General features: G+C 31.3%; 22 protein-coding genes. 16 read left to right on the top strand and 6 right to left on the bottom strand.

What is annotated here, in order from left to right; all coding sequences use genetic code 11:
* Positions 1 to 37: 37 nt before the first annotated feature.
* Positions 38 to 1,792: an ABC transporter ATP-binding protein gene (locus WPG_RS00350; protein WP_045467896.1), complete on the bottom strand. Its 1,755-nt coding sequence runs from the start codon at positions 1,790 to 1,792 to the stop codon at positions 38 to 40.
* 131 nt (positions 1,793 to 1,923) lie between these two features.
* Between WPG_RS00350 and WPG_RS00345 the strand changes: the two genes are divergently transcribed.
* From WPG_RS00345 to yajC, 4 genes are all read left to right on the top strand, one after another.
* On the top strand, positions 1,924 to 3,027 hold the full coding sequence (locus WPG_RS00345; RefSeq protein ID WP_045467893.1) for a Glu/Leu/Phe/Val family dehydrogenase: 1,104 nt from the start codon (positions 1,924 to 1,926) through the stop codon (positions 3,025 to 3,027).
* Between the two features lie 99 nt (positions 3,028 to 3,126).
* Positions 3,127 to 4,071: a transcription antitermination factor NusB gene (gene nusB, locus WPG_RS00340; protein ID WP_231850226.1), complete on the top strand. Its 945-nt coding sequence runs from the start codon at positions 3,127 to 3,129 to the stop codon at positions 4,069 to 4,071.
* A gap of 139 nt (positions 4,072 to 4,210) precedes the next feature.
* Positions 4,211 to 4,768, top strand: coding sequence for a DUF1573 domain-containing protein (locus WPG_RS00335; RefSeq protein WP_045467890.1), 558 nt, complete (start codon positions 4,211 to 4,213; stop codon positions 4,766 to 4,768).
* A 5-nt stretch (positions 4,769 to 4,773) separates the two neighbouring features.
* Positions 4,774 to 5,064, top strand: a complete 291-nt coding sequence (yajC, locus tag WPG_RS00330; RefSeq protein WP_045467886.1) for a preprotein translocase subunit YajC — start codon at positions 4,774 to 4,776, stop codon at positions 5,062 to 5,064.
* Between the two features lie 95 nt (positions 5,065 to 5,159).
* Here yajC and WPG_RS18455 read toward each other — a convergent pair whose 3' ends face one another.
* The 4 genes from WPG_RS18455 to pepT are packed head-to-tail and all read right to left on the bottom strand — an operon-like array spanning position 5,160 to position 7,507.
* On the bottom strand, positions 5,160 to 5,363 hold the full coding sequence (locus WPG_RS18455; RefSeq protein ID WP_262507873.1) for a YdeI/OmpD-associated family protein: 204 nt from the start codon (positions 5,361 to 5,363) through the stop codon (positions 5,160 to 5,162).
* Positions 5,364 to 5,402: 39 nt separating this feature from the next.
* A complete protein-coding gene (locus WPG_RS18450) occupies positions 5,403 to 5,756 on the bottom strand; it encodes a DUF1801 domain-containing protein (RefSeq protein ID WP_231850225.1) in 354 nt (117 codons plus the stop codon).
* Positions 5,757 to 5,812: 56 nt separating this feature from the next.
* Positions 5,813 to 6,253 (bottom strand): Dabb family protein, encoded by a 441-nt coding sequence (locus WPG_RS00320; RefSeq protein WP_045467884.1) that lies wholly within the window; start codon positions 6,251 to 6,253, stop codon positions 5,813 to 5,815.
* A 15-nt stretch (positions 6,254 to 6,268) separates the two neighbouring features.
* Complete coding sequence (gene pepT, locus WPG_RS00315; RefSeq protein ID WP_045467881.1) at positions 6,269 to 7,507, bottom strand: peptidase T; 1,239 nt, start codon at positions 7,505 to 7,507, stop codon at positions 6,269 to 6,271.
* A 103-nt stretch (positions 7,508 to 7,610) separates the two neighbouring features.
* Between pepT and WPG_RS00310 the strand changes: the two genes are divergently transcribed.
* Entirely contained in the window at positions 7,611 to 8,651 is a 1,041-nt protein-coding gene (locus WPG_RS00310; protein WP_045467878.1) for a quinone-dependent dihydroorotate dehydrogenase, read from the top strand.
* Between the two features lie 33 nt (positions 8,652 to 8,684).
* Here WPG_RS00310 and WPG_RS00305 read toward each other — a convergent pair whose 3' ends face one another.
* Positions 8,685 to 10,430, bottom strand: a complete 1,746-nt coding sequence (locus WPG_RS00305; RefSeq protein ID WP_045467875.1) for a T9SS type A sorting domain-containing protein — start codon at positions 10,428 to 10,430, stop codon at positions 8,685 to 8,687.
* A 179-nt stretch (positions 10,431 to 10,609) separates the two neighbouring features.
* Between WPG_RS00305 and WPG_RS00300 the strand changes: the two genes are divergently transcribed.
* The 11 genes from WPG_RS00300 (at position 10,610) to guaB (ending at position 24,810) form a co-directional block, all read left to right on the top strand.
* On the top strand, positions 10,610 to 11,227 hold the full coding sequence (locus WPG_RS00300; protein WP_231850292.1) for a LysE family translocator: 618 nt from the start codon (positions 10,610 to 10,612) through the stop codon (positions 11,225 to 11,227).
* Positions 11,228 to 11,254: 27 nt separating this feature from the next.
* Positions 11,255 to 12,118 carry a hydroxymethylglutaryl-CoA lyase gene (locus WPG_RS00295; RefSeq protein WP_045467873.1) on the top strand — a complete coding sequence of 288 codons (864 nt, stop codon included), beginning with the start codon at positions 11,255 to 11,257 and terminating at the stop codon, positions 12,116 to 12,118.
* Positions 12,119 to 12,864: 746 nt separating this feature from the next.
* On the top strand, positions 12,865 to 13,722 hold the full coding sequence (locus WPG_RS00290) for a hypothetical protein (protein WP_171817139.1): 858 nt from the start codon (positions 12,865 to 12,867) through the stop codon (positions 13,720 to 13,722).
* Positions 13,712 to 14,848: an ATP-grasp domain-containing protein gene (locus WPG_RS00285; RefSeq protein ID WP_045467868.1), complete on the top strand. Its 1,137-nt coding sequence runs from the start codon at positions 13,712 to 13,714 to the stop codon at positions 14,846 to 14,848. Before WPG_RS00290 ends, WPG_RS00285 begins: the two co-directional genes overlap by 11 nt.
* 321 nt (positions 14,849 to 15,169) lie before the next feature.
* Entirely contained in the window at positions 15,170 to 16,249 is a 1,080-nt protein-coding gene (locus tag WPG_RS00280; RefSeq protein ID WP_045467866.1) for a hypothetical protein, read from the top strand.
* Between the two features lie 317 nt (positions 16,250 to 16,566).
* Positions 16,567 to 17,757: a DUF4856 domain-containing protein gene (locus WPG_RS00275; RefSeq protein ID WP_045467863.1), complete on the top strand. Its 1,191-nt coding sequence runs from the start codon at positions 16,567 to 16,569 to the stop codon at positions 17,755 to 17,757.
* Positions 17,758 to 17,839: 82 nt separating this feature from the next.
* Positions 17,840 to 18,958 carry an imelysin family protein gene (locus WPG_RS00270; RefSeq protein WP_045467856.1) on the top strand — a complete coding sequence of 373 codons (1,119 nt, stop codon included), beginning with the start codon at positions 17,840 to 17,842 and terminating at the stop codon, positions 18,956 to 18,958.
* Positions 18,959 to 19,014: 56 nt separating this feature from the next.
* Positions 19,015 to 20,379: an HTTM domain-containing protein gene (locus WPG_RS00265; RefSeq protein WP_045467853.1), complete on the top strand. Its 1,365-nt coding sequence runs from the start codon at positions 19,015 to 19,017 to the stop codon at positions 20,377 to 20,379.
* A complete protein-coding gene (locus tag WPG_RS00260; protein WP_045467851.1) occupies positions 20,360 to 22,783 on the top strand; it encodes a TonB-dependent receptor domain-containing protein in 2,424 nt (807 codons plus the stop codon). The genes WPG_RS00265 and WPG_RS00260 overlap by 20 nt, the downstream gene beginning before the upstream one ends.
* 9 nt (positions 22,784 to 22,792) lie before the next feature.
* Positions 22,793 to 23,251 (top strand): heme-binding domain-containing protein, encoded by a 459-nt coding sequence (locus WPG_RS00255; protein WP_316929964.1) that lies wholly within the window; start codon positions 22,793 to 22,795, stop codon positions 23,249 to 23,251.
* Between the two features lie 89 nt (positions 23,252 to 23,340).
* A complete protein-coding gene (gene guaB / locus WPG_RS00250) occupies positions 23,341 to 24,810 on the top strand; it encodes an IMP dehydrogenase (protein ID WP_045467848.1) in 1,470 nt (489 codons plus the stop codon).
* Positions 24,811 to 24,981 lie beyond the last annotated feature (171 nt).

Raw genomic sequence — 24,981 nt, 5'->3', positions numbered from 1 at the left:
AAAAATCCAAAAAAAAAGAATAGTAACCAACTAATTATTACAATTCTTTTTCAGAGAGTTGTTTAGTATATAATTCCTTATAGTAACCATCACTTTTGCTAAGACTTTTATGACTTCCGTTCTGTATTATTTTACCATCTTCTAAGACTATAATATGATCAGCATTTTTTGCAGATGACACACGGTGACTTACTATTATGGTTGTTTTATCTTTGGTGAGTTTCACTAAATTCTTAAGGATTTTTTCTTCCGTTTCGGTATCAACAGCAGATAAACAATCATCAAATAACAAAATATCTGGCTTTTTAATAATTGCTCTAGCGATGGATACACGTTGTTTTTGTCCACCGGAAAGTGTTATACCACGTTCGCCTAAAATTGTATCATAACCCTTATTAAATCCGATAATATTTTTATGTACTCTGGCATTTTTTGCAGCTTCAATAACGTCTTCGTCTGTGGCATCTTCTTTACCAAATTTAATATTGTTTTTTATAGTATCAGAAAATAAGAATGCATCTTGTGGTACATAGCCAATACTTTCTCTTAAACTGTATAAATTCAGATCAGAAATTGTTGTGTTATCTACAAGGATACTACCATTGTCTATATCATAAAGACGACCGATTAAATCTAAAATAGTAGATTTTCCAGAACCTGTTTTTCCAAGTATAGCTAAAGTTTCTCCAGATTTAATAGTGAAGCTAATATTTTTTAAGGCCTCTATATTGGTGTCTGGATATACAAAAGATACATTTTTAAACTCAATATCACCTTTAATAGGTGTTAATGCACTAGCATTGTTTTGAATATCTGGCTCAGTCTTTAAAAACTCATTGATACGTTCTTGTGATGCTTCGGCTTGTTGTACTAATGATGTTACCCATCCTACTGTAGCCACAGGCCATGTAAGCATATTTACGTAGATAATAAACTCTGCAATGGTTCCTATTTTTTCAATTTCACCATTCATATATTGCATTCCTCCTATATATATTACAATAAGATTACTAACACCTATAAGTAAAATCATTAGAGGAAAGAATAAAGCTTGTACTTTTGTTAAGTTAATTTGTTTTTGTCTGTTCTCATTGGAAAGTCCTTCAAACTCAGAGTTGGTTCTTGGCTCAATTCCATACGATTTTACGACAGAAATACCACTGAATGTTTCTTGTGAGTATGTAGATAGCGTTGACAAAGATTGTTGAACAATGGTACTACGTTTGTTTATTAAACGGCTTAATTTATAAATAGCAACAGAGAGAATTGGTAGTGGTAATAACGTGTATAAAGTAAGTTTTGGTGCTGTACCTACCATGTAAATAATGGCTACTGTAAATAGAGTTATGGTATTTATAGTATACATTAAAGCTGGTCCAACATACATGCGCACTTTACCAACATCTTCACTAATACGATTCATTAAATCACCAGTTCGATTGGATTTATAAAAATTTAAAGATAGAATTTGATAGTGTTGATAAATTTCATTTTTAAGATCGTATTCTATATAGCGTGAAACATTAATTATAGTTTGTCGCATTAAAAAGGTGAATATACCAGCAATTACTGCTGCGCCCACAATGTATAGTACGTTGGTTACTAATTCAGTTTCAAATACCTCATAAGAAATCTCGCCATTCAACCTATCTGAGATAACATTAATAGAATCTCCTACAAACCTTGGAGTAAAAAGCATAAATATTTTCGCAACAACGGTAATAATTACACCAATAATTAAGCGGTATCTATATTTAAAAAAGTATTTATTGAGATGCTTTAATGCCTTCATAGTGTATTTGGTAGGTCAAAAGTATTACGATAATCGTATTTTATAGTTAATATTTTGCTAATCCTCTATTAATAATTTATTTTTGCTCGCTGTTTTTAGAGATTCTTCAAACAACCTAAATCTTAATTAAAATGACTTCAGATATCCTAACGTCTAAGGACTTAAAAAAAATAGATCCTGTTTTTGGTCAATATTCTTTTGACGATCATGAGCAAATCGTTTTTTGTAATGACAAAGATACTGGTTTAAAAGCTATAATTGGAATTCATAATACAGTTTTGGGTCCAGCACTTGGTGGTACTCGAATGTGGCAATATAATAATGAGTGGGAAGCCTTAAATGATGTATTGCGTTTATCTCGAGGTATGACTTTTAAATCTGCTATTACTGGATTAAATCTTGGTGGAGGTAAAGCCGTAATTATTGGCGATGCTAAAACTCAGAAAACACCAGAGTTAATGAGACGTTTTGGTGAGTTTGTTCATTCGTTAGGTGGACGTTATATTACTGCCGAAGATGTAGGAATGACAACTGGAGACATGGACATAGTTAGAGATGTGACTCCTTATGTGACTGGAATTTCAGAAAGTAAAGGTGGTGCAGGTAACCCGTCACCAATCACAGCTTATGGTGTTTTTATGGGTATGAAAGCTGCAGCCAAATATCAATTTGACTCAGATATATTAGAGGATAAAAATGTATTCGTTCAAGGTATTGGTAATGTTGGTGAAGCTTTAGTTGAACATTTAGTAAATGAAGGTGCCAAAGTAACTATTTCAGATATTAGTCAGGAGCGATTAGAAGAAGTGCGCTCTAAATATGGTGTAACTATTTATAATGGTAATGATATTTATAGTGAAGCAATGGATATTTATGCACCATGTGCATTAGGTGCTACTATAAATGACGATAGCATATACAAATTACAAGCTAAAGTTGTAGCTGGTGCAGCTAATAATCAATTGGCAGATGAAAATAAACATGGTAGAATTTTGCAAGAGCGAGGTATCGTTTATGCACCAGATTTTTTAATAAATGCAGGTGGAATAATTAATGTTTATGCAGAATTGGAAGATTATCACAGACAAGAAATAATGCGTAAAACAGAGAATATTTATAATACAACACTTGAAATTCTGGATAATGCTAAAGCAAATAATTTAACGACACATGTAGCCGCATTAAATATTGCTAAAGAGCGTATAGCAATTAGAAAACAAGAAAATTTGAAATAGACGTCTTTTAATTTTTATTTCAATATTAAATAATAGTACTTTTGCAAGGTGAGTTTTTAACTCACCTTTTTTATAACCAAATTAAAGTAGTTCTTATACATGCTAAACCGAAGACACATCAGAATAAAAGTAATGCAATCCATGTATGCTTTTAAAGGGACAGAGAGCGATGATCTTGCTAAAGACGAAAAGTTTTTAATGCACAGTTTAGATAGTATGTACGATTTGTATTTAGCGATTTTAGCTTTACTCACGGCGTTACATAAAAAGAGTAAAAACCACAACCAAAAGCTTCAAAAAAAAATACTTGGAACTGATTCTGATAAGAATCCAAATACTAAGTTTGAAGACAATCAACTTTTAAATCTTATTAGTGGTAACCAAATGCTACAAGAACAAATTACTAATCGTAAGTTGAACTTTTGGGATTTAGATTTTGAATATATCGATATTCTCTTTAAAGCGATTTTAAAAAGCGATTTATATACTGATTATATAAATGAAACAGACCTTTCTTTTAAGAAGGATAAGCAGTTTGTATTAGCAATATATTCTGATATTATAGCACCAAACGATAAACTTTACGATTATTTTGAAGATAAAAAATTAACTTGGGTAGATGATTTGCCTGTGGTTAATACAACGATGTTGAAAGTTCTAAGGAAGTTGAAGTTAACATCACCAGAAACCTTATTACTTCCAGACTTATATAAAGATGAGGATGATAAGGCGTTTGCAAAAGATTTATTTAAAAAGACATTACTAAATAGTTCTAAGTTTTCTGAAGAGATTTCTGCTAAAACTACAAATTGGGATTCTGAGCGTTTAGCAAGCTTAGATGGTTTACTATTAAAGATGGCACTTTGTGAGTTTCAGAAATTTTCATCAATTCCACAAAAGGTTACTATTAATGAATATTTAGAAATTGCTAAAGAGTACTCTACACCAAAAAGCAGCTTATTTATAAATGGTATTTTGGATAAAATTGTAAAAGAATACCAAGCTAATAATCTACACCCAAAGACAGGAAGAGGTTTAATGTAGACACTTTTTCTATTATTTTGAAAGTAAATTCCTATGTAATTCTGTTAACACTAGGCCAAAAATTTTAATTCGATGAAATTATTAGTACCTTTGGGGGCTGAAAGAATTTAGTAATAAATTAATTAAAAAAAATATAATAATGAAAAAAGTAATCTTAGGACTTAGCGCATTATGTATGGTTGCGTTTACATCTTGTAAAGAAGATGCAGCTAGCAAAATTAAATCTGAGAATGTAGCTGTTGCTGCAGAAAGAGATGCGAATGCAGGTAATTTCCCAGTTCTTGCTTTAGACAAAAAAGAGCACGATTTCGGAACAATTATGAACGGAACTCCAGTAGAAACTGTATTTAAATATACAAACACAGGTAACTCTATGTTGGTAGTGAGTAATATTAAAAGTACATGTGGTTGTACGGTACCATCTAACTATACAAAAGAAGTTGCACCAGGTGAAACAGGTGAGTTTACTGTAAAGTTTAATGGAAAAGGAAATGGTAAAGTTTCTAAGTCATTAACTATTACTGCTAATACAGAAAAAGGAACAGAAGTAGTAAAGATTGGAGCAATGGTACAACAAGATCCAAATGCACCAGTAAAGAAAGCTGGTACTGCAACAATAAATCCTTTAGCTACAAACAATGGAGCAGTGAAGAAATCTTCAACACAGCCAGGTCACGAAGGACATAACCACGATTAATTTTTATGGAAGGATTAGGATCATTTTTACCATTTATAGCCATATTTGCTGTGATGTATTTCTTTATGATTGCACCACAAATGAAACGTGCTAAACAGGAAAAGAAGTTTGCAAGTGAGTTAAAAAGAGGTAATCGTGTGATTACTAAAAGTGGAATGCATGGAAAAATAGTAGAGCTAAACGATAAGGATAACAGTTGTGTTATTGAAACCTTAGCTGGCAAAATTAAATTTGACCGTTCTGCAATTTCTATGGAAATGAGTAAAAAATTAAATGCACCAGCTGTTGTAAAGTAGTTGATTGTCTAAAAATATTAAAAGGCTGTTCATTCATTTGAACAGCCTTTTTATTTTGACAACGATTTCCATTCCTCAGAAGGGTTAGGGATGGGCTAACAATTTTTATACTTATCGTATAAGCCTACTCCTTTTATAATCATTGGAGTTATTTTTTCTAAGCGTTTAAGCTTTGTAGCTTCTCTTTTAGCTTCAGATATGTACTCACAATACTCATGTCGCTTGCCAGGTATTAATGCTTTAAAAGAAGTATTTAGCTCTTTATTTGAGTTTAGAATACGATTAAGTTCTTCTGGAATAATAACTCTTCTTTAGTTGCACGTTTTGGTTTAATTTCTTTACCAGCACGTTGATTCTCTATAGCTTCTTTTACATAGTTTAGCAGCTTCTTTAATATCTGCTTTAGTTTTAAAGCGCATTTGGCGCATGGCTTTGGTCTTGTTCTCTTGAGCATTAACAAGTAAGTTATGAGCGTCTTTTAAAAACACACCTTGATGAAACCAAAGACAGAAATGATTTTTAAAAGCTCCTAAACCCAATATGTTTTTACCATTTAAGCAATAGGTTGGTATACTCCATTTTACTGTTTCTTCAAGCTCTGTACTCATAATAATATTTCGCAAAACTGTAAGTTCATCTGCGTAATGTGAGTTGAGTTCTAAGTATTCTTCTACGGAATATATTTTTTGCATTTTACTAAATTAATTGAAAATCTTTATAAAATCAATTTTCATAATTAAACTAGAACCTATTTTGCCCAATAATCTATAACTAGGACATCATCTAAATGTGAGCCTAGTAATTCTACAAAAGCTTTATGATCTGGGTGTGGTAGATATACTGATCTAGCTTCTTCATTTTCAAAAGTTACAAAAAAGCAATGAGTAAATCCTTTATCTAATCCTTCAGGACTATTGTTTAAACCCCATTCAAAATCCTTAATCTCTTTAATTTTATTTGGTAGAGATGCAAATGAAGTTTCTATTTCTGAAATAACTTCTTTAGAAGTATCATCCTTAAACTTAAAAAGTACTACATGACGTAATGATTGCAGTGCTAATTCATTATTATTCTTATTAACCTCTTCATTTACCACTTCCTTTTTATCAGTGCAACTAATTAAAAATAAAATCGAAAAAATGACTATTGATGATATATTTCGCGTAAAATTTATAGAGTTTAAAACCATAAAAAGAAATTTATATTAATTTTTTGACGCCGTTAATTCAGCAATTTTGCAAATCACCTCTACAGCTTTTTGCATACTTTCTACCGGTACATATTCGTAACGACCGTGGAAATTATGACCTCCAGCAAAAATGTTAGGACATGGTAATCCCATATAAGAGAGCTGAGAACCATCTGTACCACCTCTAATTGGTTTAATTAATGGTGTAATATTTAGAGCTTTCATTGCTTCTTCTGCAATGTCAACAATATGCATTACTGGTTCAACTTTATCTTTCATGTTAAAGTACTGGTCCTTGAGTTCTATTTCAAAGATATCTGCTTCGAACTTGGCATTTAAGTCAGATACAATTTTCTGCATCAAAGCTTTTCGAGCTTCAAATTTAGCCATATCATGATCTCTTATAATGTATTGAAGCTTAGTTTCTTCTACTTTACCTTCAATTGTATGTAAATGAAAAAAACCTTCATATCCTTCTGTATGCTCTGGTGTTTCTAATTGAGGTAAAGCATTTATAAACTCTGAGGCATAGTACATAGAGTTAACCATTTTACCTTTAGCATAACCAGGATGCACTATCTTGCCTTTTACTTTTATTACTGCACCTGCTGCATTAAAATTTTCGTACTCTAACTCTCCAATTTGACTTCCATCCATGGTGTAAGCCCAATCTGCTCCGAATTTTTCAACATCAAATTTATGTGCACCTTTTCCGATTTCTTCATCTGGTGTAAACCCTATTTTAATATCACCATGTTTAATATCTGGATGATTAATAAGATACTCCATAGCTGTTACAATTTCTGTAATACCAGCCTTATCATCAGCACCTAATAGAGTTGTGCCATCTGTAGTGATTAAAGTTTGTCCTTTATAATGTAATAAATCTTCAAAATAATCTGGTGATAACACAATGTTTTGAGCTTCATTAAGTACAATGTCTTTACCATCATAGGCTTCTATTATCTGTGGGTTAACATTTGCACCTGTAAAATCCGGAGACGTGTCAAAATGAGATATAAATCCAATTATCGGAACATCATGTTCTACATTACTTGGAAGTGTTGCCATGATATAAGCATTATCATCTATAGTGACATCACTCAGTCCAATTGCTTTTAAGTCTTCCACTAATTTATGAGCTAAATCCCATTGTTTTTCTGTGCTTGGAGTGGTTTCAGAATTAGGATCTGATTCTGTATCAATTGTAATATAGCTAATAAAACGCTCTATAATATGCTGTTTATTGGTCATAATGCTTATGGATTGTATTCAAAAATAACTAAGACTTAGGTAAAGGACAAGTTTCTTTTAATTTGATTCTATTTGCTTTATTTTTGCACTGAAATTACATCTTATGTATAAAGCATTAATAAGACCAATTCTATTTAGTTTCGATCCCGAAAAAATTCATCATTTCACATTTTCATTAATTCGAAATATTTCAAAATTACCAGGATTTAAACCTTTATTTAAAACCTTATATATAATAGAAGACAAGAAACTTGAACGCGAATTATTTGGGCTTAAGTTTAAAAATCCCGTAGGACTAGCCGCAGGTTTCGATAAAAATGCTGCCTTGTATAACGAACTGGCTAATTTTGGATTTGGTTTTATTGAAATAGGTACTGTTACTCCAAAAGCACAAGAAGGTAACCCTAAACAACGTTTATTTCGCTTAAAAGATGATAAAGGGATTATTAACCGAATGGGTTTTAATAATGAAGGCATAGATGCTGCTATTGTTCAATTAAAGAAAAATAAAGGGCAATTGATTATTGGCGGAAATATAGGTAAGAATACACAAACTAAACCTGAAGATTATACAAGAGATTATTTAGAATGTTTTAATGCCTTGCATCCTTACGTAGATTATTTTGTACTTAATGTGAGCTGTCCTAATGTTGGAAGCCATGCAAAGTTAAACGATAAAGACTATTTGTTAGAACTCATTGGCGCTGTACAAAATGCAAACTCAAAATTTGCAAAGCAAAAACCAATTCTTCTTAAAATTGCCCCAGACCTTAACAATAATCAACTTGATGAAATTGTAGAGCTTATCGCTGAGACTAATCTCGATGGTGTTATTGCAAGTAATACATCTACGGAAAGAAAGGATTTAAAGGCTTCTGATGAGCGTTTATCTGAAATTGGAAATGGTGGCTTGAGTGGTCTACCGATTAAAGCAAAATCTACGCGAGTCATAAAATATTTATCTGAAAAAAGTAATAAATCTTTTCCTATCATTGGAGTAGGAGGTATTCACTCAGCCGAAGATGCTTTAGAAAAATTGGATGCTGGAGCCAATTTAGTTCAAGTTTATACAGGATTTATTTATGAAGGTCCAAAATTGATTAAAGACATCAACAAAGCAATAATAAAAAAGACGCTTTATTAATGTGTCTTTTTTATTTGATATGTTTTTTTATTTCTAATTTTTTACAAAAGATAATACTTGGTCTGCATTGTCTTTTGTTAGTTTTATAAAATACATTCCATTATTTAAACTTTCAATATTTATTTCAAGATCATTTTCTGATTCTACTTGAGACCTTTTAATAACCTGTCCTAGTGTATTATAAATAATATAAGAATCAGGTAAAGAATTGGATGTGATAGAGATTGTGCTAGAGGATGGATTAGGAAATAATTTTAAGGTTTCTGTGCTAAAATTATTGACACTTAATACACCATTAAAAAAGCCGTTAGTTTCACCAAAACCTATATCGCTTCCTGTCGCTAAAAGTGTATTATCAGTGGCTCTTAATTCGTAAAAACCATTACCAGAAGAACAACATATACCATCTCCATAACTATCCGATATTATAAACGTATAGCACATATCTGTATTTACCGTAAACTGTGCAGTTTTATTTGCAAAATCATCTGTAGGATTTACATAAGGACCACCAGAATCAATAACAGTCCCATTTTCGTCTAGAAATTGCCAAGATGTTTCGTTTGGCCAATCATCTAGAGTTAAATTTAGTCTTATCATAGTTGTATTTATTTCTTGTGCACCAACATCTATGTATTGCGGTTTTACCTTAGTCACTGAAGTTGTGCCATCAGAAATAGTTAATGCTACATCATAATCACCAATAGCATTATATGTATGTGTAATATTTTGAGTTGTATAATCTTCAATATCATCACCATCTACATCCCAAGACCATGAAGTTGCACCTGCGCTAGTGTCTGTGAAATTTACTGTGAGGTTTGCACCACAACTTACGGTTTCGTCAGCCACAAAATCTGCACCAAAAGTTGAACAGGTAATATTATTTCTAGAGAGATGATAAATAGAATTAATTCTAGCTAACTGTTGTGGTGAGAATAATGTTCTACATTCTTTACGAGAGTATGACATTAAATTTTGAGGGTCAGGAACGTAAGTTTGACCATTTGCATCTTGTGTAAAAGGATCTATATACTCACAAGCTCCGTTTACATTACCATAACTTAATTGCGGATCAGCTGGTGTATCACAAATAAAATCTCCAGTGGTATCGCAATTAGATCCATTTACCAGTTCTTCAGTAGTAGTGGAATTACTTCCACCATGAGTATGTGTTAAAGCGAAAAAATGACCAACCTCATGAGCTAATGTACTTCCGTTTGTAGCACAACTATTAGCCATTAAGATATTTTCAGTGATTGCACCCCCAGGAAAACGAGCATAACCACAAAGGCCACCTCCTGAACTACTACTTACAATATTGTCGGTAAAATAGATATTCATAATATCTGCGACACTATTAGCAGCAAATAGTGCAGACTCATCATTAGTTTCGTATGCATAAAAATTATCATCATCTATATAATTGATCGTATCACATAGATAAAACTCTAAGCCGGCATCTACATAAATAGAATTCATTGTTGCGATAGCATCATCAAGTTCTATAGTTGTTAAACCACCTGTGCCATTAGTTTGTCTTACGATGTGTGCTTTAATTGGTACAGAAGTTAATGCAGTAGAACTTCTTGAAGTCAAACGATTTTGTAGAAATTGCTCTTCTAATATTTCTAATTCACTTTTAATAGAGTCAAAATAGTTTTGTGCTTCTGGTGAATAGGTAAACCCACATTCATTATTTTGTGAATAAATTGAAGTGCTTACAGCGAAAACTAATACAAGTTTAATAACTGGTTTTAATAATTTAGTAATATTCATATTTAGTTATTTATAGTAAGGGTGCTCTAAAATATAAATTTAACTAATAACTATAGTATATTATCGATGAAATGATGTTTCAAGTAGTCTTATTCTTACTTTTAATTTATTTTATGAGCTTATATTCTACTACTATTATTAATATGACTTTTAATGTATTTTTGAGTAAATTTTATATTTTGAATTACGATATTCTTATATCTTTTGTATTTGCAACCTGTGCATTGGCAATTTCACCTGGACCAGATAATATATATGTATTAGTACAAAGTATTACAAATGGTAAATCTTATGGCTTAGCTACTGTTTGTGGTTTAATAACTGGCTGTATTGTGCATACAACTTTATTAGCATTTGGAGTTTCTGCGATTATTAAGGCTAATGAAAATTTGTTTTTCGGTATTAAAGTTTTAGGTGCTTTATATCTTTTGTACTTGGCATATAAGGTTTATATGTCTGATGAGGATTTAGATTTAGAAGCCAAAGTAGTACCTACGAAAAGCTTGAAAAACTTATTCGTACAAGGTTTTTTTATGAATGTTCTAAATCCAAAAGTTACTATTTTCTTTTTAGCCTTTTTTCCTGGATTTTTATTTAGTGATACCATGAGCACAGTTCGGCAATTTTATATCTTGGGTGGTCTTTTTATGCTGGTATCTTTTATTATTTTTTCTACAATAGCTCTTCTTGCTGGACAAATAAAGATCTATACATTGAAGCATAAAAACTCTGGCTTAGTATTAAAATGGCTTCAGATTTTTGTGTTTATTGGAATAGCGGTTTTCATTTTATTGTAATATCCTAAATAGCTTATATTTGAACCAATGAATAAAGCTGTAAAACTCATAGAATGTCCTCGAGATGCCATGCAAGGCATTAAGGAATTTATACCTACTAAAAAGAAGGTACAGTATATTCAGTCTTTACTAAGAGTTGGTTTTGATACTATTGATTTTGGTAGCTTTGTCTCACCTAAAGCCATTCCGCAAATGGTAGATACGGCAGAAGTTTTAGCGCAACTCGATTTAAGTAAAACCAAAAGTAAATTATTAGCAATTATAGCTAATGTTCGTGGTGCTAATGATGCTGCTCAACATTCTGAAATTGACTATTTAGGTTTTCCTTTTTCTATCTCGGAAAACTTTCAAATGCGTAATACACATAAAACCATAGCTCAATCTGTTATTACCCTTTCCGAAATATTAAATATTGCGGATAAGAGTCATAAAAAAGTCGTAGTTTATATATCAATGGGATTTGGTAATCCGTATGGTGATCCATGGAACGTAGGCATCGTTGGTGAATGGACAGAACGCCTGTCTAAAATGGGTGTTAATATTTTGTCTTTAAGTGATACAATCGGAAGCTCAAACCCTGATAATATTGAATATTTGTTCTCTAACCTTATTCCGAAATATCCAGATATTGAATTTGGCGCACATCTGCATACCACACCAACCACTTGGTTCGAAAAAATTGATGCAGCCTATAAAGCAGGTTGTCGACGTTTTGATGGTGCAATTCAAGGTTTTGGTGGTTGTCCAATGGCAAAAGATGAATTAACAGGTAATATGCCAACTGAAAAATTGTTATCTTATTTTACTCAAAAAAAAGCCCATGATCTCAATGCGATGAGCTTCGAAAGTTCTTATAATGAAGCGACAAAGGTTTTTAGCTCATATCATTAATATTTATTATATAGTTAAAATTGTTTTTTTTGTCGGGCAAATAAACAACATAGTTGAGAAGCTTTATTTCTAGAAAAGCTGTTAATACATCGAAATTAAATTTTAAAGCTTATTTTTTATACAAAAAAAGATACTTAAATATTTCTTATGAATATTAGATATAAAATAGGGATTATCTTCTTAATGCTTCAAATTATTGGTATTGCTTTTGCTTAATTTTCAGCAGAACGCTTTTTTTGTTGGGCACCATTTGATGAACACACCTATTTAGATATTGATGTCGTCGTAAATGGGGTACATTTAACAGATAAAGAAATAGAAAATCGATATCGATACGTTTCTAAGGGTATAGAACCTAGAAGTATAAATAATGGTTTTAATATTATTACCCAATATGAATCGACTTATGGAAAGAGAGAAAATGCCAATGTTGAAATAAAATACTTAGTAAATGGTCACAACGAACGTGTCTGGAAATTAGAGCGATGAAATATTTTTATAACAACCGTTATTCTCCATTTAATTTTTTGGTTAAAGAAATGCAACCAAATATATTATTAATGTGTAAGCTACTATTTCTTTTAATAGTTGCTCATGGTTTTATTGGTTACGTTGAAGACCCGTTCATACCTTTCATTAGAGCCTTAGATTATTTTCTAGAATATCCCAATGTGTTTAAAACCACATTAAGGAGTCTTTTTTTGTGTTCAGGTTTGTTATTACTATTCAACATTAGACCCAGGACTATGGCCATAATTCTTGGATGCTCTGTAATAATGGTTATACTGTCTTCTAAATCACTTTTTAGAAATCACTTGTTTATATGTGGTTGTGCTTTATTGCTGGCTGGCCTATCAGATAAGAATAGTCCTCCTAGGTTGTTATTTATACAATTAAGCTTAGTATATTTTGGTGCAGTATTTAATAAGGTTTTTGAAGCAGATTGGTGGAGTGGTCAATTTATCTATAATTGGTTGGGTAATTCTAGAGAGAATCCTTTCTTTATATCAGTATCAGAATTTTTACCAAATATGTGGTTTGCCAAATTATTGTCTTGGTTTTCCATGTTGGTAGAGTTTTCCATAGCAGTCTTAATTCTAATAAAAAAGAGGCATGTAATGGTTGCTTGGATTATTATCTTGTTTCATTCTGTTTTGTACACCATAATATTTTTTAGATTTGGTCATTTTTATGAGGATATAGTTATAATTCTATTGATATTTTTGATTTGGCCTAAAGAGAAAATCAACATCTATATTAATAAAAATGTGAGTGTTTTTTTTAAACAGATATTTAGTTTTTATTTCAATAATTGTTATGTCATTCATGATAATGCTTCTAATATTAAAAATGCATACTGGTTAAAAATAAAAACAGATTCCGTAGATAAGATTAATATTAGTGCATTACGTTATTTGTTAATATTTACTCCCAATTTTTATCTCACTTTATTTATTGTTGATTTACTAATTAGATTTTTATTCAATGATATTATAATGCACTTGCTTCATATTTCTATTTTATGGATTTGGATTATATTTTTTATTTCTAAATTTTGGAAAGGTAAAAGACCCATAAATACCCAAATAGAGAATGGATACTAATTCTAAACTTTCAATTCTAATTCCAGATGGGGAAAGTCATATATTACTGTACGTAGTTAGTTGTATGTCTAAATTGAAGAATATAGATTTATATTTAATGTCTAATGAAATGAATAACCCAATGCGTTATTCTAAATATATAAAAACGTTTTCATATTACGCCAAAACTAGTTCAGATATAGATTGGATAAACAATATTAATAAAGAATTAGAAAAACATGATATAGAAGTGATTATGCCAATTTTTGAAACAGGTATTAGAACACTTATTAAACATAAAACTAAAATATCACAACAAGATAGATTAGGGTTATTACCTTCACTTTCTAATTTTGATACAGCATTAAACAAAGGGCTATTAGCGAAGCATTTAGATGCAAATAATTTACCAAACCCTAAGACTGTTTCATTATCAACTGAATTAGAGTTTGACAACGTAAATAGTTTAAATTTCCCCGTAATAATAAAACCAGAAGAAGGTTTCGGTGGAGGTCAAGGAATTATTAAATTCAACTCTAAAGAAGAATTACATCATTATTTCTCAAATCATGATTTTGAATATATAAATATAGTTCAAGAATATATAGAAGGTTACGATATAGATTGCAGCGTGTTATGTAAATCAGGTGAGATTTTAGCATTTACAATTCAAAAAGGTAATATGACTGGGAAAAATCAGTTTTCTCCTCAATTTGGATTGAGTTTTCTATATGAAGATGAGCTTTATAGGGTTGTAGAAAAACTAATGAAGTCTCTCAAATGGAATGGTGTAGCTCATATAGATATGCGATATGATAGAAAGGCAAATTTGTTTAAGGTTATTGAGGTTAATGCTAGATTTTGGGTGTCTTTAGATGCTTCACTAATTGCCGGGGTTAACTTTCCATATTTATATTGTCTTGCAAGTAAAGGGCATATATTTAAAATACCACAATACAGTTATATAAGTTACATAAACTTAAAAGGTGTTGTAAAATCTATAAAAAAAAATATAACATTTATTTTTAAAGTCAATTTCATACTAAAACATACACCTCTTCAGTTTGCTCTAAAAGATCCCTTACCTATGATTTATAAGTTTATTTCTAGAACAAGAAATATTTTGAGATCTAGATTACCTAAATGAGTTTTGTCTTAATTATGATATTATCTTAGATGCTAAATCGATGAAAACTATACATTTCTAATGATTAAAAAAATTATTTTAATATTGATAGTTTGCTGCAGTCAGTTTATAATAGCACTAGAAAATACTTATATAACTGGCAAAACGATAGATAAGATTTTAATTGAAAAAGAATCTAAAGAATCGTAAGCGTTTTATTTACCAGCAAGTTACAAGAAAAAAAATCTCTCACCTATCGTCTTTATTTTTGATCCAGCTGCTCGAGGTAAGGTTGGGATTGAACCTTTTATAGAAGCTGCAGAAAAATATGGCTATATTTAAGTGTGCTCTAATAATTCAAAAAATGGTTCTTTAGAAAATTTTGAAATTACTAATCGGCTATTCATAAAAATATTTTCTGATTTTAATATAGATGCAAATAGAATTTATACTTCTGGGTTTTCTGGAGGAGCGCGCTTAGCCTTTGCGATTACAGTCGTTACTAATAAAATCCAAGGAGTTATTGCTTGTGGTGCAGGTTTTTCTGCATCAGCAACAAATTTGTCTACAGATCATTCTTTCTCTTACGCAGGTATTATAGGTGATGAAGACATGAATTTAATTGAGATGAATTCAATGAGAGTATATCTGTCGCAATTCAATATTTCTAATTCTTTATTTACTTATGAGATGAATCATAAATGGCCATCTCAAGAGCAAATTTTAAGTGCTTTTGATTGGCTACAATTAGAAGCTTATAGAAAAGGGATTATTCCTCTAAATAATGATGCTATAAAAACCAGTTACCAAAATTATTATAACAAAGCAATTCAGATAGAAAACGATAATAAGTTGTTGTATGCTGAAGAGGAGTATAAGAGAATTATTAAAAGTTTCGAAACATATTATCAAATAGATAGTATATCTAATCGACTAAGTGATTTGAGTAAAAACAAAGTACTAATAGGTAAAAAAAAACAACTAGAATCTATTTATAAAGAAGAAACTAATCTCAGTAATGTATTTGCCAAAAGGTTTGCAAATGATCTAACAAAAAAGAATAAGAATCTTAAATGGTGGACATCTCGAGTCAATAAGCTAACAAAAGAAGAAGCAAAAAGCACTATTCTTAAAAAGAAAATGATTCGATGTTTGTTATTTAAAGTGTATGCGTTAGCTATTGAAAGTGCAAAATATGGAAGTGCTAGCAATGATAAAGACAAATCAATTTTTTGCTATGATATTTGTATGCTTTTATATCCAGATTACTCATTTCTTTATTTTGAACAAATAGAGAATTATATCGATAAAAATGATATTAATAGTGCGCTCAATTATGTTGAAAAATTGCTAAATAGTGGATATAAAAACAAAAGCAAAATTCTAAATTACAAAGCGTTTGAAATTCTTAAAAAAAAATGAAAGATTTATTGCTTTGACCAAAGACTAAATCTTATATAGTTAACCTTTTTATAATTAATTACTTAAAAACTTTTCCTTTAAATTCACTAATTAAGAACTTATGATCAAGTAGGGTAATAAGTTATGAAACCTCATATTATCTTTAAGCATATTTTTAATATTAAAGATTGTAACTGTTTGTTAAATAATTATTTATAATATTATTTAAATTTAATCTAAATAAATTTTGGAGATTTGCCTTTCATTGTTATTTTTGCATAAATTATTTATAACAAGTCTTAATAAGAATAATAAAAACAATTAAAAGTTAATTAAAAATGAAAAAGTTAGTCTTAAGTTTATTTGTAATAGGAGCCTTATTAACATCATGTTCTAGTGATGATGATAACGGTTCAGGTGAACTACAAGTTGTTGCACCTGCTACTTACCAATTTCAAAGAGGTAGTACTACTACAGTTAGTTATAGTGGTCAGTCCACACGAATTGAAATGGGACAAGAATTTGTTTCTGCAATAAAAAATAGTTCAAAAACTGAAGCAGAATTAGATGGTATGTTTACTAATACCGGAAATTACTTTTCTACATCAGATTTAAACGAATCTACTAAAAACATTAGGAGTAAAACTGCAGCATCTAGCGATTATTTTTCTGCAAATTCTACAGATGCCAATGCAATTAAAGCAGATTTTGATACTTGGATAGCTAATCAAGTAAGCGAAGTTTTTCCTAATTGGGATACAGATGCAGTTGCTGGTACAGCAGGTAAAATTCAAGAAGCTGGTGGTGGATCTACACGTTATGTTAATGCTAAAGGGTTGGAGTATAACCAAGCTATTAATAAAGCTTTAATTGGTGCTTTAATGGCAGACCAAATGCTTAATAATTATTTAAGTCCATCTGTTTTAGATGCAGGAGATAATAGAGCCAACAATGATGCTGGTACAGTTGCTGAAGGTAAAAACTATACGACTATGGAGCACAAATGGGATGAAGCTTTTGGTTACTTATATGGTGCAGATGATGCTTTAGCTCCACAGTTAAATGCAGATAGCTTTTTAAGCAAGTACTTATCTCGTGTAGAAGGTGATACTGATTTTGCTGGTATAGCAACTGAGATATATGATGCTTTTAAATTGGGAAGAGCGGCAATAGTTAAAAAAAACTATACCGTTAGAGATGAGCAAGCTGAAATTATTAGAGAAAAAGTTTCTGAAATCATTGGAGTTAGAGCTGTATACTATCTACAACAAGGTAAAGCTGGCTTAGGTTCTGATTTTGGTTCTGCTTTTCATGATTTATCTGAAGGCTTCGGATTTATATACAGTTTACAATTTACACGTCAGCCAGGAACAACAACTCCATATTTTTCAAAATCTGAAGTTGAAGCTTTCATAGCAGAATTAATGACTGGTAATGGATTCTGGGATGTTACTACCGAAACTTTAGATGATATATCAGATGATATTGCAGCGCGTTTCAAATTTACAGTTGAGCAAGCTGGAAGTTAGTAATTAGTTAATAGCAAAGCATAAGTTTTTATTAGTTTGAAAGCTTATGCTTATTTATCTTTGCAACAGAAAAAAAATAGTTATGTTAAAAAAAGGAATAGTTCTTTTAGCGATAGGTTTTATAATCGTTGCCTGCAGTTCTTCGGATGATGGTGGAACAGACGATGGAATGCCAATGTCTTTTGATAGAACTGCGATGTTAACGAATTGGGCAGATAATATTATTGTGCCAATTTATCAAGATTTAAATACAAAACTTACTGATTTGGTAGCGCAAAAAGATGCTTTTATAAGCACACCAAATCAATCTAACTTAGATGCCTTAAGAAGTTCTTGGTATAGTGCTTACCAAGTTTGGCAATCAGCCGAAATGTTTAATATTGGTAGAGCTGAAGAGATTAATTTTGCTTTTCAAATGAATATCTATCCTACTAATGTAAATGATATACAAAATAATATTCAATCTCAGAATTACGATTTAGCTAATGTGAATAATAATGATGCGGTTGGTTTTCCTGCTTTAGATTACATGCTATATGGTCTTTCAAATAACGATAATGATATTCTAAATTTTTACACTATAGATGCAGATACTTCTAAATACTTAGCTTATTTATCAGATTTAGTTGATCAAATGAAGGCATTATCTTTAGATGTTAATTCTAGTTGGTCAACTTACAGACAAACTTTTATTGATAACTCAAATAATACAGCAACAGGCTCAATAAACAAGTTAGTGAATGACTTTATGTTTTATTATGAAAAAGGATTAAGAGCAAATAAGATTGGTATTCCTGCAGGTAACTTTTCTACAACTCCCTTACCAGATAAGGTAGAAGGTTTTTATAGAAGCGATATTTCTAAGGCTCTAGCAACAGAGGCTTTGACGGCAGTTAAAGATTTTTTCAATGGTAGTTCTTATAATAACAGTTCTAGCGGAGAAGGCCTGGCCTCGTATTTAGATTATTTAAATTCTATTAAGAATGCAGAAGATTTAAGTGTACTCATTAATAATCAATTCAATACAGCGCAGTCAAAAATTAATACGCTAGATAATAGTTTTACCGATCAGATAAATACCGATAACACAAAAATGACTGAAGCTTATGATGCTTTGCAAATGGCTGTTGTATTATTAAAAGTTGATATGCTACAAGCTTTAAATATTAGTGTTGATTATGTCGATGCTGATGGCGATTAAAAATATATAAGACATTCACAAGGGTTCTCAGTAAAGAGAATCCTTTTTTTTGCTATATGCCAAATAAACTAAGAACATACTTAAATACAGAGACTCATGCGGCACCATTAGCTGTATTTAGAATAGGTTTTGGTATTATGATGTTAGCAAGCATAATTAGGTTTTGGTCTTATGGTTGGATAGAAAAATTATATTTAGAGCCAAAATTTCATTTTTCGTATTATGGATTCGAATGGATAAAACCAATTGGCAGTCACACCTATCTCATTTTCATTATTTGCGGATTCTCAGCTCTTTTTGTGGCTTTAGGTCTAAAGTATAGAATTGCTGTCATTACCTTTTTTTTAAGCTTTACTTTTATTGAGTTAATGGATAAAACCACATATCTCAACCACTATTATTTTATAAGTGTATTGAGTTTTTTAATGTGTTTTTTGCCAGCAAACGCTTACTTTTCTCTGGATGCTTTAATTAGAAAAAAACAAAGTTTACAAATCCCAAAATGGACTATAGATAGTATAAAATTATTATTGGGTATTGTTTATGTATATGCAGGTTTGGCCAAGATAAATAGTGATTGGCTGTTTAAAGCTATGCCTTTAAAAATCTGGCTTCCCTCTAAATACGATTTACCGTTTATTGGTGAAACTTTAATGCAACAAAATTGGTTTCATATGACTATGAGTTGGTCAGGAATGCTTTACGATTTAACCATTCCATTTTTATTACTCTATAAACGCACACGAATTTATGCTTTTATAGTAGTTGTGTTTTTTCACGTATTTACAAGAGTATTGTTTCCTATCGGAATGTTTCCTTACGTAATGATCATTGGTACATTAATATTCTTTGATTATAAAGTTCATGAGCTTATTTTGAATGTGGTTAAAACGCTTTTTAGTTTTTTGAAATTAAAATCTGTGAAACTACAAATCTCGAATTATACACTTCCATATAGAAAGATAATTCTGCCAATTTTAACTGTATTTTTTGTTATTCAGTTACTTTTGCCGTTTCGTTATCTATTGTATCCTAACGAATTATTTTGGACAGAAGAAGGTTATCGATTCTCTTGGCGTGTAATGCTTATGGAAAAAGCGGGTTATGCAGAGTTTAAGGTTGTTAATTCTGAAACAGGGAATTCATTTTCTGTTAATAATTTAGATTTTTTAACACCATTTCAAGAAAAGCAAATGAGTACTCAACCCGATTTTATTTTAGAATATGCTAAGTATTTAGAACAACATTTTAAGTCCCAAGGCCATCAAAATATTGAGATTTATATTGACAGTTATGTTGCGCTTAACGGAAGATCGAGTGAACCTTACATAGACTCAGAAATAGATTTACTCAAACAAACAGAATCATTGAAACCAAAACATTGGATTTTACCATTTAAGGATGAAATTAAAGGACTATAGTTTACTCATATTTTTTTTAGTAATAACATTTAGTTTGCAAGCGCAAAAAAAAGTGTCAGGTGTTGTAACCAATGCGTCAGGAAAAGCTCTTGATAATGTTGAAGTTTATGATAAGGCTTCAGGACGATTAGCAACAACAAATGACAAAGGTTATTACGAGTTTATAACTCAAAAGTCGGTTATAACTTTAGCTTTCTTTTCTTATGAGTTTCAGATTAAAGAAGTACCAATTACTATTGATGGTGATATGGTTTTAAATCAAACTTTAGACCCTTTAGGTGAAGAATTAACAGCAGTAGAAATTACAGCCATAAAAACTAAAGTTTTTGAATTAACACGGTTAAGAGATGTTGAAGAAACTGCCATATATGCTGGTAAAAAGACAGAAGTTATTTTAGTAGAACAATCCATGGCAAATTTGGCAACTAACAATGCAAGGCAAATTTATAGTCAAGTTGCAGGATTAAATATTTATCAAAATGATGATGCAGGTTTACAACTTAATATTGGTGGTCGTGGCTTAGATCCTAATAGAACATCTAATTTTAATACGAGACAAAACGGTTATGATATTAGCGCAGATGTCTTGGGATATCCTGAAAGTTACTATGCGGCTGCTGCAGAAGGTTTGAAAGAAATTCAAGTGATACGTGGTGCAGCATCTTTGCAATACGGAACACAGTTTGGTGGACTCATTAATTTTGTGATGAAAGAGCCGAATGTTAATAAACCGTTTGAGTTAATTACAAGAAATACACTCGGAAGCTTTGAGTTATATACCAACTTTACAAGTATAAGTGGTACAAAAGATAAGTGGAGCTATTACACGTTTTTTAATTATAAGAAAGGTAATGGATTTAGACCAAATTCAGAATTTGAATCTAAAAATATATATGCTCATATAGGTTATCAATTTAATGACAAAACATCATTAACTGCTGAGCTAACCTATCTCGATTATTTAGCACAACAAGCAGGTGGATTAACAGATAATCAGTTTAACGACAATCCATATCAAAGTAATAGAGCACGAAACTGGTTTGAAGTTGATTGGCTATTGTACAATTTAAAATTCGCACACAAGTTTTCTGAAAAAACTAATTTTACGTTCAACTTCTTTGGTTTAAATGCCAACAGAAATGCTTTAGGTTTTAGAACTAATAGAGTAGACCAAGTAGACCCGGAAACCGAACGCGATTTAATAAAAGGTGATTTTAATAATTTTGGATTTGAAGCCCGTTTATTGAGTAAATATAAAGTCTTCAATAAAGAAGCTACGTTTTTGATAGGTTCTAAATATTATAATGCTAGCAATAGTCAGCAACAAGGTCCAGGTTCTGATGGTATTGGTCCTGATTTTAATATCAGAACAGACGAATTCCTAAATTATCCAGACCAATCTAATTTTGATTTTCCTAATTTAAACGTTGCAATTTTTGGAGAGAACATTTTCTATTTAAATGATAAGTTTTCGGTAACTCCTGGCTTTAGATTCGAATATATAAAAACTGAAAGTGATGGGTTTTATCAACGTATTAATACAGATGCTGCTGGTAACGTCATTTTTGACGAAACGGTTGAGGATAATCGCGATTTTGAACGTAATTTCTTGTTGCTAGGATTAGGCTTAAGCTATAAACCAAATACAAGTTTGGAGGCTTACGGAAATATATCTCAAAATTACCGTTCGGTAACATTTTCAGATATAAACATTATAAATCCAGCATTTGCTATAAATCCAGATATAACAGACGAAGAAGGCTATACCATTGACTTAGGTGTTCGTGGAAATTATAAGTCATTTGTATCGTATGACCTTGGTGTGTTCGGCTTATTCTATAACCGCAGAATTGGATTTGTTCAAAAAGGTTTGGACGATGGACGCGTCATTAGCGAGCGTGGTAATATTGGTGATGCCGTAATGTATGGCATAGAATCTTTGTTTGATTTTAATTTGAAAAAAGTATTTAAAATGAATAACGACTTTAGCTTAAATTACTTTATTAATACCTCCTTTATAAAATCTGAATATACCAATTCAGATCAATCAGGAATTGAAGGAAATCAAGTAGAGTTTGTACCAGATTTAAATTTAAAAACAGGATTACGATTTGGTTATAAAAATCTAATGGTAAATGCACAATACACCTATTTAGGTCGCCAATTTACTGATGCTACAAATTCGGTAGATTCTAATATTAGTGGTGTCATTGGGGAAATTCCTGAATATGATATTCTTGATCTATCATTATCATATTCTTATAAACGCTTTAAGTTAGAAGCTGGTGTAAATAATGTATTAGATAACGCATACTTTACAAGACGCGCAACAGGTTATCCTGGACCAGGAATTATTCCATCAGCACCTAGAAACTTTTATACAACACTTCAAATTAAATTTTAAAACTATTCAATGATGAAAATATTTGAAAAAATACTCATAGTATTATTAATCGCATTAATTCTAATTCAATTCTATAGACCAGAGAAGAATAATGCTGAAAATAGAGATGTCGCGGTATTTGAGTCTCAGACCGAGATGCCTGCTAAAGTAAAGGCTGTTTTTAGTAGTAAGTGCTACGACTGTCACAGTAATAAAACGACTTACCCTTGGTACTCAGAAGTAGCACCAGTATCTTTTTTTATTGCAGATCATGTTGAAGAAGGTATTGAGCATTTTAACGTATCTCAATGGGAAAGCTATAGCATTAAGAAAAAAGACCACAAATTAGATGAGCTTATAGAGGAAATTGAAGCCAATGAAATGCCATTAAAATCTTATAATTTGTTACATGGAGGTATCACTGAATCTGAAAAAGTGGCTTTAATAGCTTGGGCCAGAAAAGTTAGAAAAACTTATAATATAAATTAACTAACAGTTTAGATAATCTTATAAGAGACTTAAGCTAATTTATATGAAATAAAAAGCGTAGATTTGCATGCAATTATATCACAATTGCAATGAAAGCACACGAAAATAAAATCTTAGGGGAAGGACTCACTTACGATGACGTCCTATTAGTTCCAGCATTTTCAGAAGTTCTTCCACGCGAAGTCAATATTCAAACAAAATTCACAAGAAATATTACTATTAATATTCCTGTGGTTTCGGCTGCTATGGATACAGTTACCGAAAGTAAAATGGCAATTGCTATGGCGCAAGAAGGTGGTATTGGTGTACTGCACAAAAATATGACGATTGAAGCGCAAGCCAGAAAGGTTCGTCGTGTAAAACGTGCCGAAAGCGGAATGATTTTGGATCCTGTAACCTTACCAATGGATGCTGTTGTTGCTGATGCTAAAAATGCAATGCGAGAGCACAGTATTGGAGGTATTCCAATAGTTGATGAAAATAAGATTTTAAAAGGTATTGTTACTAATAGAGATTTACGTTTTGAACATCAAAACGATAGACCAATTGTTGAGGTAATGACTGGTGATAACCTTGTCACTGCGCCAAAAGGAACGTCATTAAAAGATGCTGAAGCGATTCTACAAGCTAATAAAATTGAAAAATTACTCATTTTAGAAGGAGATAAACTTGCAGGATTAATCACTTTTAGAGACATTACTAAAGTGACTCAGAAACCAAATGCAAATAAAGATAGCTACGGAAGATTACGCGTTGCAGCTGCAATTGGTGTTACAGGCGATGCTGTAGATAGAGCAGCAGCTTTAGTAAAAGCGGGAGTTGATGCTGTTGTTATTGATACAGCACATGGTCATACCGTTGGTGTAGTAACGATATTAAAATCAGTAAAACAACAATTCCCAAATTTAGACGTCATTGTAGGAAACATTGCAACAGGCGAAGCTGCTAAATATTTGGTAGAAGCTGGCGCAGATGCTGTTAAAGTTGGTATTGGTCCAGGGTCAATTTGTACAACACGAGTTGTTGCTGGTGTTGGTTTTCCTCAGTTTTCTGCAGTACTAGAAGTGGCCGCTGCTATAAAAGGTTCTGGAGTTCCGGTAATTGCTGATGGTGGGATTCGCTATACTGGTGATATTCCAAAAGCTATTGCTGCAGGTGCAGATACTGTAATGTTAGGTTCGCTTTTAGCAGGAACAAAAGAGAGTCCTGGTGAAACGATTATATACGAAGGACGTAAGTTTAAATCCTACAGAGGTATGGGTTCTGTTGAAGCTATGAAACAAGGAAGTAAAGATCGTTATTTCCAAGATGTAGAAGATGATATTAAAAAACTAGTACCTGAGGGTATAGTTGGTCGTGTGCCATATAAAGGTGAATTATATGAAAGTATTCATCAATTTATCGGAGGACTTAGAGCTGGTATGGGCTACTGTGGTGCAAAAGATATTGAAACATTAAAGGAAAATGGTCGCTTTGTAAAGATAACAGCAAGTGGTATTAATGAAAGTCATCCACATGATGTGACTATTACTAAAGAAGCTCCTAATTATTCTAGGTAGACAAATTCTTGAGGAGTTAAAAATCTCTTTATTCTTAAAAAAGTCAAATCATTAACAATTGAGTTTATATCTTTTCTTTTTTTACATATTTAATGTAATAAGAAAATTTAATCTCTATGGTTTTAAAGTTTAAACCCTCAAATTCTTTTACTAAAAAATAAGCTGAGTTGC

Origin of the sequence: Winogradskyella sp. PG-2 (assembly GCF_000828715.1) — a bacterium.
GTDB lineage: Bacteria > Bacteroidota > Bacteroidia > Flavobacteriales > Flavobacteriaceae > Winogradskyella.
The sequence above is the reverse complement of the archived record's forward strand: the minus strand, read 5'-3'. Positions and strand labels throughout refer to the sequence as shown.